The 18,430-nt window shown below is 69.5% G+C and carries 16 protein-coding genes; 6 read left to right on the forward strand and 10 right to left on the reverse strand.

What is annotated here, in order from left to right; translation table 11 throughout:
- Nucleotides 1–6: 6 nt before the first annotated feature.
- Nucleotides 7–4,494, reverse strand: a complete 4,488-nt coding sequence (locus BI335_RS01695) for an ATP-dependent helicase (protein WP_094356137.1) — start codon at nucleotides 4,492–4,494, stop codon at nucleotides 7–9.
- Nucleotides 4,495–4,559: 65 nt separating this feature from the next.
- Here BI335_RS01695 and BI335_RS01700 point away from each other — a divergent pair, with 65 nt between their 5' ends.
- The 4 genes from BI335_RS01700 (at nucleotide 4,560) to BI335_RS01715 (ending at nucleotide 8,121) form a co-directional block, all read left to right on the forward strand.
- Nucleotides 4,560–4,754, forward strand: a complete 195-nt coding sequence (locus BI335_RS01700; RefSeq protein ID WP_094356136.1) for a DUF3046 domain-containing protein — start codon at nucleotides 4,560–4,562, stop codon at nucleotides 4,752–4,754.
- A gap of 205 nt (nucleotides 4,755–4,959) precedes the next feature.
- A complete protein-coding gene (gene recA, locus BI335_RS01705; RefSeq protein WP_094356135.1) occupies nucleotides 4,960–6,006 on the forward strand; it encodes a recombinase RecA in 1,047 nt (348 codons plus the stop codon).
- 62 nt (nucleotides 6,007–6,068) lie between these two features.
- Entirely contained in the window at nucleotides 6,069–6,533 is a 465-nt protein-coding gene (locus BI335_RS01710) for a regulatory protein RecX (RefSeq protein ID WP_094406496.1), read from the forward strand.
- A 451-nt stretch (nucleotides 6,534–6,984) separates the two neighbouring features.
- Entirely contained in the window at nucleotides 6,985–8,121 is a 1,137-nt protein-coding gene (locus BI335_RS01715) for a type IV toxin-antitoxin system AbiEi family antitoxin domain-containing protein (protein WP_144009053.1), read from the forward strand.
- Between the two features lie 116 nt (nucleotides 8,122–8,237).
- Here the strand turns inward: BI335_RS01715 and BI335_RS01720 are convergent, their stop codons facing one another.
- From BI335_RS01720 to BI335_RS01735, 4 genes are all read right to left on the reverse strand, one after another.
- A complete protein-coding gene (locus BI335_RS01720) occupies nucleotides 8,238–9,116 on the reverse strand; it encodes an amino acid ABC transporter permease (RefSeq protein WP_094429462.1) in 879 nt (292 codons plus the stop codon).
- A complete protein-coding gene (locus BI335_RS01725) occupies nucleotides 9,113–9,796 on the reverse strand; it encodes an amino acid ABC transporter permease (RefSeq protein WP_094406490.1) in 684 nt (227 codons plus the stop codon). The genes BI335_RS01720 and BI335_RS01725 overlap by 4 nt, the downstream gene beginning before the upstream one ends.
- A gap of 115 nt (nucleotides 9,797–9,911) precedes the next feature.
- Complete coding sequence (locus BI335_RS01730; RefSeq protein ID WP_094400471.1) at nucleotides 9,912–10,766, reverse strand: glutamate ABC transporter substrate-binding protein; 855 nt, start codon at nucleotides 10,764–10,766, stop codon at nucleotides 9,912–9,914.
- 39 nt (nucleotides 10,767–10,805) lie between these two features.
- Entirely contained in the window at nucleotides 10,806–11,525 is a 720-nt protein-coding gene (locus BI335_RS01735) for an amino acid ABC transporter ATP-binding protein (RefSeq protein ID WP_094356256.1), read from the reverse strand.
- Nucleotides 11,526–11,861: 336 nt separating this feature from the next.
- Between BI335_RS01735 and miaB the strand changes: the two genes are divergently transcribed.
- Nucleotides 11,862–13,355, forward strand: coding sequence for a tRNA (N6-isopentenyl adenosine(37)-C2)-methylthiotransferase MiaB (gene miaB, locus BI335_RS01740; protein WP_094429463.1), 1,494 nt, complete (start codon nucleotides 11,862–11,864; stop codon nucleotides 13,353–13,355).
- Between the two features lie 12 nt (nucleotides 13,356–13,367).
- Here the strand turns inward: miaB and BI335_RS01745 are convergent, their stop codons facing one another.
- The 5 genes from BI335_RS01745 to BI335_RS01765 all read right to left on the reverse strand — a co-directional run bounded on the left by BI335_RS01745 (nucleotide 13,368) and on the right by BI335_RS01765 (nucleotide 17,737).
- Nucleotides 13,368–13,715 (reverse strand): antitoxin, encoded by a 348-nt coding sequence (locus tag BI335_RS01745; protein ID WP_166646642.1) that lies wholly within the window; start codon nucleotides 13,713–13,715, stop codon nucleotides 13,368–13,370.
- A gap of 149 nt (nucleotides 13,716–13,864) precedes the next feature.
- A complete protein-coding gene (locus BI335_RS21295; protein ID WP_172421673.1) occupies nucleotides 13,865–15,247 on the reverse strand; it encodes an Ig-like domain-containing protein in 1,383 nt (460 codons plus the stop codon).
- 263 nt (nucleotides 15,248–15,510) lie between these two features.
- Complete coding sequence (locus BI335_RS22340; protein WP_094429465.1) at nucleotides 15,511–15,924, reverse strand: antitoxin; 414 nt, start codon at nucleotides 15,922–15,924, stop codon at nucleotides 15,511–15,513.
- 146 nt (nucleotides 15,925–16,070) lie between these two features.
- Nucleotides 16,071–16,724, reverse strand: coding sequence for a hypothetical protein (locus BI335_RS01760; RefSeq protein WP_094429466.1), 654 nt, complete (start codon nucleotides 16,722–16,724; stop codon nucleotides 16,071–16,073).
- Entirely contained in the window at nucleotides 16,721–17,737 is a 1,017-nt protein-coding gene (locus tag BI335_RS01765; RefSeq protein ID WP_172421675.1) for an NAD-dependent epimerase/dehydratase family protein, read from the reverse strand. Before BI335_RS01765 ends, BI335_RS01760 begins: the two co-directional genes overlap by 4 nt.
- 55 nt (nucleotides 17,738–17,792) lie before the next feature.
- On the opposite strand from BI335_RS01765, the gene BI335_RS21720 reads away from it, so the two are divergent.
- Nucleotides 17,793–18,404, forward strand: coding sequence for a TetR/AcrR family transcriptional regulator (locus tag BI335_RS21720; protein WP_229119389.1), 612 nt, complete (start codon nucleotides 17,793–17,795; stop codon nucleotides 18,402–18,404).
- Nucleotides 18,405–18,430 lie beyond the last annotated feature (26 nt).

Genomic DNA, 18,430 nt, shown 5'->3' on the forward strand with positions numbered 1-18,430 from the left:
GGCCGCTCACCCACGCAGCCGCAGCCCCTGCGGTGTCATCGTGAAGCCCGCCTGTTCCAACGCGGCGCGCAGCGGATGATCGAAGATGTGGCCGCCGTCGGCCTTCTCGATGGTGAGCCCCGGCATCCGGCGCGCCCGGATCACCTCCGCCAACGCCGTCGCGGCGGCGCCCAGGTCCGCGGCCGGATCATCGCCGGGAAAGGTGAGCACCGTGCGTACCCCGCGTTCCAGATGCAGCACCAGCCGCCCCTCCACCAGCACCACCACCGCACCGGCCTTCCGGCTGGGCCGATGCCCGTCGCGTTCGGGCCAGGGCAGCGCCGCACCGTAAGGATTGGCGGGGTCGCTGGCGGCCAACACCACCGCACCGACCGGACCCTGACCGCGGAGTCGGTCGACGGTCGCCGAGGTGGCGAACTGGGCCGCGCCCAACCCATCGATGAAATAGCCGCGCAGGCACTGGCCGGTCTCCTCCAGCCGGGACAGCGCGCGATAGCTCGGCCCGAAGGAGGCTCCGGGCTGCTCGGCGAGGACACTGCCGCGGGTCAGCACGCCGTAGCGGTCCAACTGCAGCACCAGCCGCTCGGTCGCCGCCCGCTCGGCCGCCTCGGGTGAGAGCGGGGGCGCCGCCCAGCGGCCCACCGTGGTCGGCGCGGTCGGCGGGCGCAGCTGCCGGCGGGCGGCGCGCAACGTCCCCGAGCGGGACCGGACCCGCGGCGTACGCTTCGATTTCAGCGCCCCGCCGGTGGCCAGTGCCCGCACCGGGGCAAAGGTGTCCGCACGGGCCCGGCCGGCCCAGACCAGCTCCCACAGCGCCCGCTCCTGGTCACCGCGGGACAGCTCCGGGTCGAGCAGATCGTCGAAGAACCAGCCGCCGCCGCGCTCCAGCCGGGTCAGCATCCCGGCCGCGGCGGGGGTGAGGTCATCGCCCGGTGCGATGGGCGGTGCGATCGCCAGGTCGGCCGGCCAGAACCGCACCCAGCCGTCGTTGCCACCGATCGCACCGTCCCCGGTCCAGCTGAACTCCCCGGCAGCCAGCAACTCATCGAGCATCGCCGGCTGGTAGTCCCGGACTCTGGCCGGCAGCACCATCGTCTCCAGCATCGACGCCGGGATCACCGCACCCGCGAGCTGGTCGAGGGTCTGGGCGACCGCATCGATGCCGTGGGCGTCCCCGCCGACCCCCTGCCAGGCCGGCAGGAAACGGCCGTAGCTGGCCTGGTCGACCGGTTCCACCGCGGCCCGCAGCGCCGCCAGGGTGCGCCGCCGGATCAACCCGAGCACCCGGTGATGGCACCACTGCCGCAGGTGTTCGGCACCCGGGCTCGGGTCGAAGCTGCCCTGCACCAGGGTGCCGCGGCTGGTCAGCTCGCGCAGTTCGGCGGCGACCACCGACACCCCCAGGCCGAGCCGGTCGGCGACCTCGCGTTCGGTGAACGGACCGTGGCTGCGGGCGAAGCGCAGCACCAGATCCCGCAGCGGGTCCCCCTCGGCGACGGTGACGCCGAATCCGGGCGGGGCTGGTACGCCGAGGGCGTCGGCGAGGCGGGGGAGATCCTCGACCACCGCCAACCGCTCGGCGCCGGCGACCCGCACCGGCACCACCCGCCGCTGGTCGATGAGCGCGGTGATCGCCGGTTCGGCGACGCCCTCGGCGCTGCGCTGGGCGACCTCGGCGGCCGACAGTGGGCCGATGGTGCGGATCAGGTCGAAGACCGACTCGGTGCCGGTGGCCTGCCGGCCGGCTGCCAGCCACTGCAGCTCGGCGGCGACCTCGGCGATCACCTCCGGGTCGAGCACTTGGCGCAGCGCATCGTTGCCCAACAACTCGGCCAACAGCCCGCTGTCCAGCGACAGCGCTGCCGCGCGTCGCTCGGCCAGCGGGCTGTCGCCCTCGTAGACGAACTGGCCCACATAGCCGAACAGCAACGACCGCGCCATCGGCGAGGCACGCGGGGTCTCCACCTCCACCACCCGCAGCTGCCGGGCGGCGATCTGGCGTTGCAGGGTGAGCAGCCCGGGCAGGTCGAAGACGTCGTGCAGGCATTCGCGCACCGTCTCCAGCACGATCGGGAAATCGGGATGCCCGGCCGCCACCTCGAGCAGCTGTGCTGCCCGCATTCGCTGCTGCCACAGGGGAGTGCGGGCCCTGGGGTCGCGGCGCGGCAGCAGCAGCGCCCGCGCGGCGCACTCCCGGAAGCGGGCGGCGAACAGCGCCGACCCGGTGACCTCGGCGGTGACGATCTGCTCCAGGTCCTCGGGGTCGACCACGACCAGATCGGCACCCGGCGGGGCGCCGTCGGAGTCGGGTACCCGGATCACGATGCCGTCGTTGGTGGCGGTGGCGTGCACCTCGACACCGAGCCGCTCCCGGGCCTGCCGGCCGATCGCCAGCGCCCAGGGCGCGAGCACGGGTGTACCGAGGCCGGCGTGAAGGCAGAGCTGCCAGTCCCCGAGCTCGTCGCGGAATCGTTCCAGCACCACGGTGCTGTCGGTCGGCAGGACCCCGGTGGCCTGTCGCTGCTCGTCGAGATAGGCCATCAGGTTGTCGCGGGCGCGGCGATCCAGGCCGATGCCGTTGAGCCGCTCGGTGGCCGGTTCGTCCGCACCGCCGAGGGCGCGGACCAGCTCGCCCTGGGCCAGCCCCAGCTCCAACGGCCGGCCGGGGGAATCGCCCTTCCAGAAGGGCAATCGGCCGGGTTGGCCGCCGGCGGGGGAGACCTGCACCTGGTCGTGGGTGATCGCCTCGATCCGCCAGGCCGTGGTGCCGAGGGTGAACACGTCACCGACCCGGGACTCGTAGACCATCTCCTCATCGAGCTCGCCGACCCGCCGGCCGGCGCCGCCGCGCTCGTCGCCGCCGACCAGGAAGACGCCGAACATGCCGCGGTCGGGGATGGTGCCCCCGGAGGTCACCGCGAGCCGTTGCGCACCGGGGCGGCCGGTGAGCAGATCCCGCTCCCGGTCCCAGGTCAACCGGGGCCGCAGCTCGGCGAACTCCTCGCTCGGATAGCGGCCGGCGAGCATGTCCAGCACCCCGGTGAAGGCGCTGCGCGGCAACCGGGTGAAGCCGGCGCTGCGGCGTACCAGATCGAACAGCTCATCGACCGCGATCTCTTCCCCGGCACAGATCGCGACGATCTGCTGGGCCAGCACGTCGAGCGGATTGTGCAGCTCGGCGACCTCCTCGATCAGCCCGGCGCGCATCCGTTCCACCACCGAGGCGGTCTCGATCAGATCGCCGCGATGGGCGGGCAGGAAGAGCCCGCGGGAGATCGCGTCGACCTGGTGGCCGGCGCGGCCGACGCGCTGCAGGCCGCTCGCCACCGAGGGCGGGGATTCGACCTGGACGACCGCGTCGACCGCGCCCATGTCGATGCCCAGTTCGAGCGAGGAGGTCGCCACCACACAACGCAACCGCCCTGACTTCAGCTCGTCCTCGACGATGGCCCGCTGGTCCTTCGACACCGAGCCGTGGTGGGCACGGGCGATCACCGGGGCGTCTTCGTCGGAGCCGTCGATTCCCTTGCTGACACCGGATTGCGCGAGCACGGCGGCCGGTGATTCGACATCACGGGGCACGTCGGCGCCGAGGCGTTCGGCGTACGCCTCGTTGAGCTGGGCGGTGAGCCGCTCCGCGATCCGGCGGGAGTTGGTGAACACGATCGTGGAGCGGTGGGCCAGCACCTCATCGAGGATCTGGTCGGTCAGGTGCGGCCACATCGAGCGGCGCTCGGCGGTCTCGCTGCCGGCCCCGGGATCGGCCATGTCCTCGACCGGCACGACGACCTGCAGATCCCAGCGCTTCTCGTTGGCTGGCAGCACCAACCGGACCGGGGCGCTGGCGGTCAGGAACTCCGCGACCCGCTCCGGCGGACGCACCGTCGCCGACAACCCGATCCGCTGGAAGGGGTGGTCGGTGAGCCGGGCCAGTCGCTCCAGCGACAGGGCCAGATGGGCACCGCGTTTGCTGCCGGCGAGCACGTGCACCTCGTCGAGGATGACCGTGCGGACCCCGCGCAGCGTCTCCCGGGCCGCGGAGGTGAGCATCAGGAACAGCGATTCGGGGGTGGTGATCAAGATGTCCGGCGGTGTCGCCTGCAGCCGGCGCCGGTCGGTGGCCGAGGTGTCGCCGGAGCGTACGCCGACCCGCACCTCGGGAACGTCGAGGCCGAGCCGCTCACCGGCGCGGGTGATGCCGCGCAGCGGGGCACGGAGGTTGCGCTCCACATCGACCGCGAGCGCCTTCAGCGGGGAGACGTAGAGCACCCGCGGGCCGTCGCCCGGCTCGGGGGGATCGGTGACCAGGTCGTCGAGCGCGGCCAGGAAGGCGGCCAGGGTCTTGCCGGAGCCGGTGGGCGCGACGACCAGCGCGTGCTCACCGCCGGTGATCGCCTGCCACGCCTCGGCCTGGGCCGGGGTCGGAGCGGCGAACGAATCGGTGAACCACGCCCGGGTCGCCGGCCCGAAGCCGGCCAGCGGATCGTCGGCCATGCGGGCATTCTGCCAAGGGGGACCGACAGTCACGCCAATCGTGGGATGCCACCTACACTTGCCGGGTGCGGGAGACCGAGTTGTGGGCGCGAATGGGGCAGCATCTGGGCCCGGCGTACGCCCAGGTGTGGGCCGACCAGACGACCCTGGCCGAGCTCGGGGGGCGGACCGTGCGGGAGGCGCTGGCCGCCGGGGTGCCCTGCAAGACGATCTGGCGGGCGGTCTGGTCCGCCCTGGAACTGCCGCCCGTCGACCGCTGAACCGGGTGATCCGGTGATTCCCGAGGTAATTGGCGTGTCGGCTTCGTTCGAACAGATGTTCGGGTAAGTTATCCACCGAGCTGAACGACCCGAAGCACTGTCCACAGGTCCGGGGTCACGGCCGACCGATTGTCGGTGGTGGTCCCTAACGTGTGGATGACGACTCACCCGATCCGGACCTGGTCCGGCCCAGAAAGGAAACACCATGGCTGTGGCAGATCGCGAGAAGGCGCTTCAGGCGGCACTGGCCCAGATCGACAAGCAGCACGGCAAGGGCTCGGTGATGCGACTGGGCGAGCAGACCGCCGCGCCCATCGACGCCATCCCGACCGGCTCGATCGCCCTGGACATCGCGCTCGGCATCGGCGGGATCCCGCGGGGCCGAGTGGTCGAGATCTATGGCCCGGAGTCCAGCGGTAAGACCACGGTGGCGCTGCACGCCATCGCCAACGCCCAGACCGCCGGTGGCATCTGCGCGTTCATCGACGCCGAGCACGCCCTCGACCCGGAATACGCGAAGAAGCTCGGTGTCGACACCGACTCGCTGCTGGTCTCCCAGCCCGACAACGGTGAGCAGGCGCTGGAGATCGCCGACATGCTGGTCCGCTCCGGTGCGCTCGATCTGATCGTCATCGACTCGGTGGCCGCGCTGACCCCGCGCGCCGAGATCGAGGGCGAGATGGGTGACTCGCACGTCGGCCTGCAGGCCCGGCTGATGAGCCAGGCGCTGCGGAAGATGACCGGTGCGCTGAGCGGCGCCGGCACCACCGCGATCTTCATCAACCAGCTGCGCGAGAAGATCGGCGTGATGTTCGGCTCGCCCGAGACCACCACCGGCGGTCGGGCGCTGAAGTTCTACTCCTCGGTGCGCCTGGACGTGCGCCGGATCGAGACCCTCAAGGACGGCCAGGACATGGTCGGCAACCGCACCCGGGTCAAGGTCGTGAAGAACAAGGTCGCCCCGCCGTTCAAGCAGGCCGAGTTCGACATTCTCTACGGTCAGGGCATTTCCCGCGAGGGCAGCCTGATCGACATGGGTGTCGACCAGGGCATCATCCGCAAGGCGGGTGCCTGGTTCACCTATGACTCCGACCAGCTCGGTCAGGGCAAGGAGAACGCCCGCAACTACCTGAAGAACAACCCCGAGGTCGCGCGCGACATCGAGCAGAAGATCAAGGACAAGATGGGTCTGGGCGCCAAGGACGAGGTGCCGGACGGTGTCGATCCGGTCACCGGTGAGGTGGCCTTCTGAGCCGCCGACGCGGGCGGGGGGAGGCCCCGCCCGATGACGGGCCGGACGCCGACCCGGAGGAGGTGGCCCGCCAGATCGTGCTGCGGCAGCTGACCATGCAGGCCCGCAGCCGGCACGAATTGGCGGAGATCCTGCGCAAGAAGGGGATTCCGGGCGAGGCGGCGACGGCCGTGCTCGACCGGATGACCGAGGTCGGACTGGTCGACGATGCCCGGTTCGCCGAGGCCTGGGTGGATTCCCGGCAACAGCGCCGGCATCTGTCCCGGGCCGGGGTACGCCAGGAGCTGCAGCGCAAGGGCCTGGACCGCGACCTGGTCAACGAGACCGTCGCCGAGATCAGCAGCGATGACGAGTACGCCGCAGCGCACGCGCTGGCGGAGAAGAAGCTGCGCTCGGTGCGGAACCTCGAGCCGGTGGTCCAACGCCGCCGGATCGCCGGCGCCCTGGCCCGCCGCGGCTTCGGCCCCGGCATCGCCAACCAGGTGCTCACCGACGTGTTGGACACCGATCCCGCCGAGTTCGACTGATCGCTGGCCGTGGCGCGAGCTCGCGATCGGCTTGCGATCCATCGAACCCTGGGTGCATCCGTCGCGTGCTGGAGCACTCCACGGATGAATCCACGGTTCGATGGATCGCGACGTGGGCGCGATGAACCCTGAGCATGGGTCAGTCTGGCCATCTGTTGCACCCTGAGGCGGGCCAGTCGGCCATCAGTGAACCGTGAGTTTGGGCCAGCGTGGCCATTCATGAACCTTGAGACGGGCCAGTAGGCCATTCATGAACCTTGAGACGGGCCAGTCGGCCATTCATGAACCTTGAGACGGGCCAGTAGGCCAAGCAGCGAGCCACATCTCGGGCTCCTCGTGCGATCCATCGAATCCTGGGCCCATCCGTCGCGTGCTGGAGCACTCCACCGATGAACCGACGGTTCGATGGATCGCGCGGTGGGCGCCATCACCTGCGAATGGAGCTGGATCCATGGAACTACCACGCATATTCGCCACCGCGGAGTTGGCCGCGCTCGGGGTCGGCGCCAACACGATCCGCACCCTGGTCCGCGGCGGCCGCCTGATCCGGTTGCGGCGGGGAGGGTACGCCTGGCCTGCGGACTGCGGGCCGGACGACGTCCTCCGATCGGCGGACCCGATTCCGGAGCCGGCCTGCCGGGCGAGTGATGACCCGGCGAGCGATCCTGGGTGGGCACGGCAGCCCGAGCCGCTACCGGAGGAGGGGACGCGTGCCGCCCCCTCCCTCGATATGGATGCACCCCTGCCGGTCGACCCGGAGGCCATGGTCGCGTTGCCAGGTGAAGCGCTCGGGCCAGGCTGTTACGCACCGGGGGAAGCGGAACTGCAGCACCTGAAGGAGATCGTGGCCACGGCCCGTGAGATTGACGAGGGCACCCTGTTCTGCCAGGTCAGCGCCGGTGTTCTGCACGGATTGCCGCTGCCACCCGGTTCGCTCGGCCTGGTACACCTGCTGCGCCCCGGCAGCGGTTCCGGGCATCGGACCCGGAGGGCGTTCCATCATCGTGCCCGTATCACTGCGCGGGACCGCACCACGATCGCGGGCCTGCCGTCCACCGGACTGGCGCGTACCGCGGTCGATCTTGCCCGGACCCTGTCGTTCCGCGACGGTCTGGCGGTCGTCGACGCGGTGCTCGCCCGGGGCGTACCCAAAGAAGAATTGTTCAGTCGACTCACCCGGCACCCGGGCAACCTGCGAGCGCGGGCACTGATCGAACTCGGCAATCGCCGTTCCGAGTCACCGGGTGAGTCCCGGTGCCGGGCCACGATGGCGCTGGCCGGCATCCCGGAACCCGTGTGCCAGTTCAAGATCGTGCTGCGGAGTGGGCGTGTCGTATGGGCCGACTATGGCTGGCCGGACCTCGGGCTGGTCGGCGAGTTCGACGGGCTCACGAAGTACGGCCGGCTGCTGAAGCCGGGGGAGACGGCGACCGGTGCGATCGGCAGGGAGCGGCGTCGGGAGACCGAGATCCGCGATACCGGGGTGTGGGTCACGCGTTGGATCACCAGCGACTATTATGACCTCGATCAGTTCCGGCGTGGCTTCAACGACGCGGCGCGCGCCGCAACGTCGTTCCGCGCGGCCTGACCGCTACCTACTGCGATCCATCGAGTCTTCGGTGCATTCCGCGAGCCCTGGAGGGGTAGGGGAGTGCACGCAGGATTCGATGGATCGCGAGCTGGGTTGCGATCGCGAGACTGCGGTCAGACGGCGGTGGGCAGGCCCGCCTGCTCGGTGATCTGCTGCACCGACCGGCCACCGCGCTTGGCCATCCGGCGCTGCACGAACGAGGCCAGGGTGGTCAGTGCGAGGTTGATGAGGATGAACAGGATCGCCGCGACGGTCAGGGAGGCGATCGTGTTGCCGTAGTTGGAGGCCAGCGTGTTCAGCGAGCGCAGCAGCTCCGGGTACAGCACGATCGAACCGAGCGCCGAGTCCTTGAGCACCACGACGAGCTGGCTGACCAGCGAGGGCAGCATCGCCGTGATGGCCTGCGGCAGCAGGATCGAGGTTCGGGTCTGGCTGGGTGTGAGGCCGACAGCGAGACCGGCCTCGCGCTGTCCGCTGGGCAGGGAGTGCATGCCGGAGCGGATCAACTCGGCGATCACCGAGGCGTTGTAGAGGGTCAGGCCGGTGACCACGGCGACCAGCGAGACCAGCGGGCCCTGCAGCGGTACGCCGGCGGGGATCAGCACATAGATCACCAGGCTGTAGGTGAAGAACATCATCACCAGCACCGGCACGGCCCGGAAGAACTCGACGATCACCGTGCACAGTCCGCGCAGCGGGGCGAACTCCGACAGCCGACCGAGACCCAGCAGCGTGCCGAGCAGGGCTGCCAGCACGATCGAGATCACCGCCGCCTGCAAGGTGTTCACGATGCCGGGCAGGATGGCCGAGGTCCAGGTCGTCGGATCGGCGAAGATCGCGAGCTTCTCCGGGGTGTACTGATCCCGCAACCCCCACAGGATGCCCAGGGCGATCAACACGAGCACCGCGGTGGCGATCACGCCGACGATCAGATTGCGGCGCCGGGTCTTGGGCCCGGGCGCGTCGAAGAGGACGTTCGCGGTCTGGCTCATCGCTGCACCGTCAGCTTTCGGGAGAGATTGGTGAACATCACGCCGACCGGCAGGGTCAGGATCACGAAGCCGAGCGCGACGATGCCGAAGATGGCGAACATGTAATCGGGGTTGAACTCGATCATGTTCTTCATCATCAGCGCGGCCTCGGCGACCCCGACGGCGGCGACCACGGTGGTGTTCTTGGTCAGCGCGATCAGCGTGTTGCCCAGCGGGGCGATGGCGCCTCGGAAGGCCTGCGGCAGTACCACCTGGCCGAGCGTCTGGCCGAAGTTGAGCCCGATCGCGCGGGCGGCCTCGGCCTGCCCGACCGGCACGGTGTTGATGCCAGAGCGGATCGCTTCGGCGACGAAGCTGGCGTGATAGATCGACAGGGCCACCACACACCAGGCGGCGTTCTGCGCCATCAGGCTGGAGGATTCGGGCAACAGGCGGACACCCATGAAGTTGAGGAAGCCGAAGGCGCAGAAGACGACGATCAGCGTCAGTGGGGTGTTGCGGACCAGGGTGACATACGCCGTCCCGAAGAACCGCAGCGCGGCCACCGGGCTGACGCGCAGGATCGCGACGATCGTGCCGATCAGCAGCGCACCGATGGCCGAGAAGACGGTCAGAATCAGCGTCATCCCGAAGGCTGCCAGGACGTTGTACTCGGAGAACAACTCGGCGAAACCGGACATGGACTTCCTTCCTCAGGCTTCCTCAGGCACAGCAGAACCAGCGAGACCCGGTGATCGACCACCGGGCCGTCGATGGCCCCGACCCAATCAGGATCGGGGCCATCCACGTGCGGGCTCAGGCGCCGCAGTTACCGGCCGGGGTCGGCGGGTTCAGCTTCGCGTTCGGCTTGAAACCGGCCGGGCCCAGGTTGTCGTCCAGGGCCTTCTGCCAGGAGCCGTCATCGATCATCTTCTTGATCGCGGCGTTGATCTTGGTGCACATCTCGGTGTCGCCCTTCTTGATACCGACGCCGTACTTCTCTTCGGTGAAGGGATTCCCGACGACCTTGAACTTGCCCTTGTACTGGTCCTGGGCGGCGTAGCCGGCGAGGATCGTGTCGTCGGTGGTCAGCACGTCGACGGTGCCCGAGGCCAGCGCCTCGGCGCACTTGGAGTAGGTGTCGTAGTCCTGGAGCTGGGCGCCCTGGGCGTACTGGTCCTTGATCTTCTTCGCCGAGGTGGAGCCGGCCACCGAACAGACCTTCTTGCCGTTCAGCGACTGCGGGCCGGTGATGTCGGTGTTGTCGGCACGGACCAGCAGGTCCTGGCCGGCGATGTAGTAGGGACCGGCGAAGTCGACCTTCTTCTTCCGCTCGTCGGTGATCGAGTAGGTCGCCAGGATCATGTCCACCTGACCGCCCTGGATGGCGGTCTCGCGGGTGGCCGAGGGGGTCTCCACCCACTGGATCTTCGCCGGGTCGTAGCCCAGTTCCTTGGCGACGTACTTGGCCACGTCGACATCGAAGCCCTTGTAGGTGTCGCCGACCTTCTGGCCGAGACCCGGCTGGTCGAACTTGATGCCGACCTTGACCGAGCCGCCCTCTCCACCCTGGGCGCCCGGCTGGGCGCTGGTGCCGGACTCGCCGGCGACACAGCCGGTGAGCGCCAGGGCGAGCACGGAGCCCGCTACCGCGAGAGTCGTGATTTTCATGGGAATGCCTTTCTGGATGCGGATCCTGGTGTTCAGGCGTCAGTGGCTGAGGATCTTGCCGAGGAAGTCCTTGGCGCGATCGCTCTGCGGATTGGTGAAGAACTGGTCGGGGGTGTTCTGCTCGACGATCTGACCGTCGGCCATGAACACCACGCGGTTGGCGGCCTTGCGTGCGAAGCCCATCTCGTGGGTGACCACCACCATGGTCATGCCCTGGCGTGCCAGGTCGACCATCACGTCGAGCACCTCGTTGACCATCTCCGGGTCGAGCGCGGAGGTCGGTTCGTCGAAGAGGATCATCTTCGGCTTCATCGCCAGCGCGCGGGCGATGGCCACCCGCTGCTGCTGGCCGCCGGAGAGCTGGGCCGGGTATTTGTCGGCCTGGTTGGCGACACCGACCCGCTCCAGCAGGGACATCGCCTCCTCCTTGGCCTTGCCGGCCGACAGCTTGCGGACCTTGGTCGGGCCGAGGGTGACGTTCTGCAGGATCGTCTTGTGGGCGAAGAGGTTGAACGACTGGAACACCATCCCGACCTCGGCGCGCAGTTTCGCCAACCCCGGCCCCTCGGTCGGCAGCGTCTGACCGTCGATGATGATCGTGCCGTCGTCGATCGTCTCCAGCCGGTTGATGGTGCGGCACAGCGTCGACTTGCCCGAACCGGACGGGCCGATCACCACCACGACCTCACCGCGGCCGATGTCCAGGTTGATATCGCGCAACACGTGCAGCGGACCGAAATGCTTGTTCACCGCCTGCATCTGCACCAGCGCATCGCCCGTCGGAGCGAGCTGGGACTGGGCGAGCTGCTGGTCGGTCGGTTGAACCGGGGTCTCCGCCTGTTCGGAACGCTCGACCTCACCGGGCTCGACGTTGCTCAAAGGTCCTCCTCCTTGCGGACGGGCGCGATCACGTGCTGACGCACCTTGGCAGGAACAGTAGACGACCGGCAAGCGGGCCGTGTGGGGCGAGGACGCCGACTGTCCGAATTGGTACATGTCCGTAATCGAATCGCGATCTGGCCATCCCGGTGGCCCGTCGCCGATGGCCCGCGGAGGTAGAGTTGGTCCGCCCTGTCACCGAGTGGATCGAAGGACATGTCGAGCACCGCAGAAGCCACGCGCACCTATCAGGTGCGGACCTACGGCTGCCAGATGAACGTGCACGATTCCGAGCGGATCTCGGGATTGCTGGAGCAGGCCGGGTACGCCCGGGCGGCCGAGGGTGGCGATGCGGATGTGGTCGTCTTCAACACCTGCGCGGTCCGCGAGAACGCCGACAACCGGCTCTACGGCAACCTCGGGCATCTGGCCGAGGTGAAGCGGCACAAGCCCGACCTGCAGATCGCGGTCGGTGGCTGCATGGCCCAGAAGGACCGGGACACGGTCGTCGAACGGGCGCCATGGGTGGACGTGGTCTTCGGCACCCACAACGTCGGCGCCCTGCCGGTGCTGCTGGAGCGGGCCCGGATCGAGCAGGCCGCCCAGGTCGAGATCAAGGAATCCCTGGAGACCTTCCCCTCCAACCTGCCGACCCGCCGCGATCAGGCGTACGCCGCCTGGGTGTCGATCTCGGTCGGTTGCAACAACACCTGCACCTTCTGCATCGTGCCCTCGCTGCGCGGCAAGGAGACCGACCGCCGCCCCGGTGACATCCTGCGCGAGATCGAGACCCTGGTCGCCGACGGGGTGCAGGAGATCACCCTGCTCGGCCAGAATGTGAACTCCTACGGCGTCGAGTTCGGCGACCGGCAGGCGTTCGGCAAGCTGCTCCGCGCCTGCGGCGAGATCGACGGCCTCGAGCGGGTCCGGTTCACCTCACCGCATCCGGCCGCGTTCACCGACGACGTGATCGCCGCGATGGCCGAGACGCCGAACGTGATGCCGCAGCTGCACATGCCGCTGCAGTCCGGGTCGGACCGGGTGCTGCGCGCGATGCGCCGCTCCTACCGTTCCGAGCGGTTCCTCGGGATCCTCGACCGGGTCCGCGAGGCGATGCCGGAGGCGGCGATCACCACCGACATCATCGTCGGCTTCCCCGGGGAGACCGAGGAGGATTTCGAGCAGACGCTGGAGGTGGTACGCCGGGCGCGGTTCTCGGCGGCGTTCACCTTCCAGTATTCGATCCGCCCCGGTACGCCGGCCGCGACGATGCCCGACCAGATCGACAAGGCCGTCGTCACCGAGCGCTACCAGCGGCTGGTGCCGCTGGTCGATGAGATCGCCTGGGCGGAGAACAAGAAGCTCGTCGGACAGCCGGTCGAGGTGATGTTCGCCGACCACGAGGGCCGCAAGGACGACCGGACCCGGCGGATGTCGGGCCGCGCCCGGGACAACCGGCTGGTGCACGTCGCGGTCCCGGAGGATCCGGCGCTGCGGCCGCGGCCGGGCGATGTCGCCACCGCGGTGATCGACCACGCCGCACCGCACCACCTGACCAGCGATTCCGGGATCACCGGGCTGCGCCGAACCCGTGGGGGAGACGCCTGGCAGGCGCGCACCGCACAGCCCACCGCCGCCGGGGTGTCCCTCGGGATGCCCGGGATCGGTGTGCCGACGGTGCGGCCCGCGCCGCAGACCGGCTGCCGCTGAGGCGCACCGGGGTCAGTCGCGGGGAGCCTCGCGGCGCGGGGCCGGCGGCTCATCCATGCCGGGCGTCCCGCTCGTGCCGCCGGGGGCCTGGCGGCCCGGGGTGCCGTTGGTGCCGGGGAACTGACCGCCCGCCGTGCCGTTGGTCCCGGGGAACTGACCGCCAGGGGTGCCGTTGGTGCCGGGGGCCTGACGGCCCCGGTCGCCATAGGTCTTGCGGGCCATGTCACGGCCCCGGTTGATCTGGTTGCGGTACTTGCCGCCGGTCCGGCGATCGACGGCGTCACCGACCTTGTTGACGACCCGGTCGACCTTGTCGGGGTTGCGTCGGATGAACTGCATGATCTTGTCGAGGATGCGCATTCGAACCTCCTGCTGGGACCGCGGGTCCGCGTCGTCGTGGATATCCATGTCTACCAAGTCGGGCAAACATATCCCTCGGCACCCCCTGTTCCGGACACGGCAACGCCGCCACCGGTGACCGGTGGCGGCGCATGCCTGCGGGGTGGGTGTCAGAACCCCCTGGCGCCGGTATTGGCCAGACCGCCGACGCGCTCCTTCCCGTTGTCACTCGGGGTGGGCGTCGTCGGTGCCGTGGTGACCGGTCCCGGTGTGGGCATCGGGCTCACGGTGGGGCTCGGGCTCACCGTCGGGGTCGGGCACACGGTCGGGCCCGGCGTCGGGGGCCCGGTCGGCGTCGGCGTACCTGTCGGTGTCGGCGTACCTGTCGGGGTCGGAGTGCCCGTCGGGGTCGGAGTGCCGGTCGGCGTGGGGGTACCGCTCGGCGTCGGCGTAGCCGTGGGGGTCGGCTTCGGCGTACACGTCGGGGTCGGGGTCACGGTGGGCGTCGGCGACGGGGTGGGCGTCGGGGTCGGGCTCACGGTCGGGGACGCGGTCGGGGTCGGCGTCGGCTTCGGGGTGTCCCCATCACCGTCACCGCCGGCCCTGGCGATTTTCACCGTCTGCTTGGACTCCTTGCCGGCGATCACCGCGGAGTTGTCGAAGGTGTCGCCGACCTTGGTGTCCTCGGGGGTCAGCATCTTGTACTGCATCACGAAGGTCGAGTTCGGCTCGGGATCCTTCAAGAAGGTCAGGGTGAACGCCTTGCCGGTGTCGGTGAAGGTGTAGTCGACTCCCTCGACCAGCGGCTTCGCCTGCGACAGATCCGGATTGCCACCGCGCACCGGCCATGCCGAATCCGGGACCCACCCGATCCAGAACGGGCGCTCCAGGGTGAGCCGGTCGTCGTAGTCGTCGACGATCGTCGAGCCCTTCTTCAGGGTGTCGGAGGGGGCGACGATCCGGTAGGTCAGCTTGCCGCCCTCGAGATCCTCCCAACCCGATTTCGCGGATTCGGTGGGCCGCGGAAGGTCACTGCCGATCACACCGCCGCCACCGGGCAGCGTGATTTCGATCTCATTTCCGTCGGAAATCCAGGTGACCTTGTCACCGTCATAGGCCTGGTTCGCCTGCCCCTCGAAAAACAGGGTGCCCTGCACGTTGTCATGCGTGGCGACGTAATCACCGAGCGTGCAATCGATCTGGTTCGTGGTCGCGGTGCAGGTGCCGACGACGTTCCCGTCGGGATCGCGCATGTCGAAGGTGCTGGTGTACGCCTTGATGTCGGGTCCACCCTCGGGGATGGTCAGGCTGAACGTGTCACCCGGTTGCGCGGTGTCCGGGACCGCCCAGGTGGCATCCACGCGGAGCCGGTTGTACTGCCGCAGCGGGCCGTCGGCGCCATCGGAGCGGGTGATGGTGACACCGGTGATCGCATTCGGGATGACTGCCGCATTGGCGGTGGGTGGAGCCATCAGCAAGACGCCGGCGAGCACACCGAGTGCCGCCAGCAGAGAAAGGATGCCGCGCAATGGAGTGCGCGCAGAGATCGACATTGTTGCTGTTCCCCCGGGGGTAGACGGTCGGACTGCCGTGTCGAAACTACGGCATTCCGTCGATCCAAGCAAATCTGCCCACCATTATGCAAATGCAGACATAGATTCCGTGCAAACCCATTTTCTGCACCTGCAGAATCTCTTTGCAGAAGTAATTTCACTGTCAGAAGAAGAATGCGGATCGACCCTGGTGGATTGTGCACTGCGCACAAAAAGACCGGGCCACGGCTGGTGCCGTGGCCCGGTCGGTGGATCCGGGTGGATCAGAACTGGCGCTGCTCGCCCTCACCCTGCGGGGCGTCGGGGCCCTGGTCCTGCTGCGGGGCGTCGAAGCCCGGCTGCTGATCCTGCTGCTGCGGGGCATCGAAGCCGCCCTGCTGCTCGGGCTGACCGGGAGCGTCGAAGCCACCCTGCTGCTGTTCGGGCTGACCGGGCTGACCGGGCTGGCCGGGCTGACCGGGCGCACCGGCCTGGTCCTCGGGGGCGGCGCCCGGAGCGGCCTCACCCTGCTGGCCGCCGCCGTACTGGCCGCGGGCGAAATCCTGGCCCTTGTCGACCTGCGAGGAGTACTTCCCGCCGGTCTTCTGATCGAGCATGTCGCCGGCCTTGTCGACCGCCGAATCAGCCTTGTCGGGGTTGTTGGAAGCGAAGTCCTTGGCCTTGTCGAAGATTCCCATGGATCCTCCTTGGGTTTGGGATCGGGGTGTCAACCCCCTTGGTGGGCGCCGCCGCAACGGCGCCGAGACCTTTCTACCAATGCTCAGCCGCCGCACGAAAGGGGGAGGCCGCCCCCAGTTCTGTGGGTTTGCGCGCCGACGCCGGTTCAACCCTCGAGCAGGGTCGCCACCGCCACGGTGCCGGGATCCAGACGCAACTCCACCTGGCCATCGAGCCAGGTCGTCCGGGCATCTCGCAGTGGGTCGGCGCCCGGCATCGACACCTCGCCCCGGATCGCCGTCAGCACCGTGTGTCCCGGCACTCGTACCCGGCCCGGAGAGTCGAACCGATAGGTCACCGAGCGCTCGGACGCGCACTCCAGGCGTACCCCGCGCTGGTCCCGGAGCCGGGGGGCCGGCCCGGTACCGCGCAGTTCGACCCCCAGCATCCGGATCGGCTCCCGGTTCGCCGCCGAGACCCGCACCCGATGGATCACCGGATGTTCGCGGTGGGGTTGCCACAGCACCGTCCCCGCGGGCATCCGGAGCCACCCGTTCAGCAACCGGCCCGCCAACCAGCCGGCGGTCCGCAGCGCACCGGTCGAGGCGCCGGGCCGGGTGGGGGAGGAGGTGGCGTACAGGTTGTCGCTGCGGAACCGCCCACCGCGCACGATCAGATAGACCGTGTCCTGGTGGTGCAGGTGATCCAGGGTCACCTGGCCGGGTGTCAGATCCACCTGATAGACCCGGCACCACCGGTTGGCGAAGAGCTCACCGTGGGCCGGTTCCGCCGCGACCGGCACCCAGGCCGTCCCGGTCATCGGGCCGCCGTCGGCGCCGGCAGCAGGTCGATCTCGCGCAGCCAGTCGATCGTCTGGGCGAGCATCTCCTCGATCGAGGTACGCCCCAGCCCGAGCGTGCGCCGCGCGAGCGCGTCGTCGACGACCAGATTGCCGGTCGCCCGGCGGTACTTGGCCAGGCTCAGCTCCGGCTCGGTGCGGGTCAGTGCGGCCTTCGCCGCCGATGCCGCGAACAGTGCCGCGAGCCGCGGGCGCGGGGTGGCCGCGGCGGGGACGGGCTCGCCGAGCAGGGTGGCGATCGTCTGCACGACCTCCAGGAAGGACGCCTCGGGGCCACCCAGAATGACATTCGTCCCGGTCAGCGGCGCATCGACGGCGGCCAGGTGGGCACTGACCACGTCCTGCACCGCGATCCAGGTGGCGTGCCCGGGCGGGACCACCCGCAGCGAGTCGGTGGCGATCGGCCGGAGCAGTTGGCGGGCCCAGTTCGACGCGTCCCCCGGGCCGAGGATGTTGACCGGGTTCAGGGTGATCGTCGACAGTGCCCCCGTCCGGGACGCGCGATGCACCAGGTGTTCGGCGGCGCGTTTGGAGCGGCCGTAATTGTCACCCTTCGACTGCACGTTCGAGGCGCTGTCCTCCCGGAGCCGGACGCCCGGCTGCCAGCCGTAGCTGCTGATCGAGGAGGTGTAGACCAACCGCCGCGCGCCGGCCCGGGTGGCGGATTCCAGCAGCGTCGCGGTGCCACCGACATTGTCGCGCCACTGGGCCGCCCGCTGTCTGGCCCAGGTGGTGGTGTTCCCGGCCAGGTGGAAGATCACCGGCCGGTCGAGTCCGGTGAGGGCGGTGTCGATGGAGGCCTGATCGAGCAGGTCGCCCATCGTGACGCGTACGCCGGCGGGCAGCAGGTCCACCCGATCGCTGGCCCGGCAGAAGGCGGTCACCGACCAGTCCTCGTCGCGCAGACGGGTGACCAGGTGCCGGCCCAGGAAGCCGGCGGCCCCGGTGACGAAGGCGGTGCGTGGTCCAGTCATCAACATCGTTCCTCTCGATACCGACGGTATTCAATACTTCCGGTATCGTACGCGGGTGACCGCTCGACGCAAACCAGCAGCCAGCAGACCGACCAGGGAGCAGACCCGCGAGCAGGTGCTCACCGCCGCCGCCGAGGTCTTCTCCACCAGCGGCTTCACCGGCGCCACCCTGGACCAGATCGCCGCGGCCGGTGGCCTCACGAAGGGGGCGATCTATTCCAGCTTCGGCGGCAAGGAGGACCTGTTCTTCGAGGTCCTCCGGGCCCGGACCCGGGAACGGCTGCTGGCCGCCCGGGAGATCCGCGACACCTCGGCACCCTTCTCCGGCACCGAGGTGGGCCGGTTGCTGGAGCGCTTCACCGTCGACGATCCGACCTGGCACCTGGCACTGATCCAGTTCTGGGCCACGGTGACCAACGCCCCGGACCCCGCGCGCCATGCCGAACTGCGGCGGATGCGGGGCGAACTGCGGGGCGACATCGAAGCCCTGTTGGTCGAGGGGGGAGTCCCCGCCGAGCGGGCGCGATGGCTGGCGGTCGCCATCCTCGCGCTCTCCAACGGGTTGGCCATCGAGCGCGCGATCGACCCGGAGGCGACCGAAGGGGTGTTCGGCACCGCGCTCGATGCCTGGACCAGCGACCCGACCCCGCCGGGTCCACCCGAGTGACCACGAAGGTCTGCGGCAGACTGGAG

Source organism: Enemella evansiae, from assembly GCF_002250705.1.
GTDB lineage: Bacteria > Actinomycetota > Actinomycetes > Propionibacteriales > Propionibacteriaceae > Enemella > Enemella evansiae.

Coding starts and splice junctions, on each gene's coding strand:
- miaB (WP_094429463.1), top strand. CDS start 11,862: ATGTCGAGCACCGCAGAAGCCACGCGCACCTATCAGGTGCGGACCTAC.
- BI335_RS01765 (WP_172421675.1), bottom strand. CDS start 17,737: ATGACTGGACCACGCACCGCCTTCGTCACCGGGGCCGCCGGCTTCCTG.
- BI335_RS22340 (WP_094429465.1), bottom strand. CDS start 15,924: ATGGGAATCTTCGACAAGGCCAAGGACTTCGCTTCCAACAACCCCGAC.
- BI335_RS01745 (WP_166646642.1), bottom strand. CDS start 13,715: ATGCGCATCCTCGACAAGATCATGCAGTTCATCCGACGCAACCCCGAC.
- BI335_RS01725 (WP_094406490.1), bottom strand. CDS start 9,796: ATGTCCGGTTTCGCCGAGTTGTTCTCCGAGTACAACGTCCTGGCAGCC.
- BI335_RS01715 (WP_144009053.1), top strand. CDS start 6,985: ATGGAACTACCACGCATATTCGCCACCGCGGAGTTGGCCGCGCTCGGG.
- BI335_RS01720 (WP_094429462.1), bottom strand. CDS start 9,116: ATGAGCCAGACCGCGAACGTCCTCTTCGACGCGCCCGGGCCCAAGACC.
- BI335_RS01695 (WP_094356137.1), bottom strand. CDS start 4,494: ATGGCCGACGATCCGCTGGCCGGCTTCGGGCCGGCGACCCGGGCGTGG.
- BI335_RS01760 (WP_094429466.1), bottom strand. CDS start 16,724: ATGACCGGGACGGCCTGGGTGCCGGTCGCGGCGGAACCGGCCCACGGT.
- recA (WP_094356135.1), top strand. CDS start 4,960: ATGGCTGTGGCAGATCGCGAGAAGGCGCTTCAGGCGGCACTGGCCCAG.
- BI335_RS01735 (WP_094356256.1), bottom strand. CDS start 11,525: ATGCAGGCGGTGAACAAGCATTTCGGTCCGCTGCACGTGTTGCGCGAT.
- BI335_RS21295 (WP_172421673.1), bottom strand. CDS start 15,247: ATGTCGATCTCTGCGCGCACTCCATTGCGCGGCATCCTTTCTCTGCTG.
- BI335_RS01730 (WP_094400471.1), bottom strand. CDS start 10,766: ATGAAAATCACGACTCTCGCGGTAGCGGGCTCCGTGCTCGCCCTGGCG.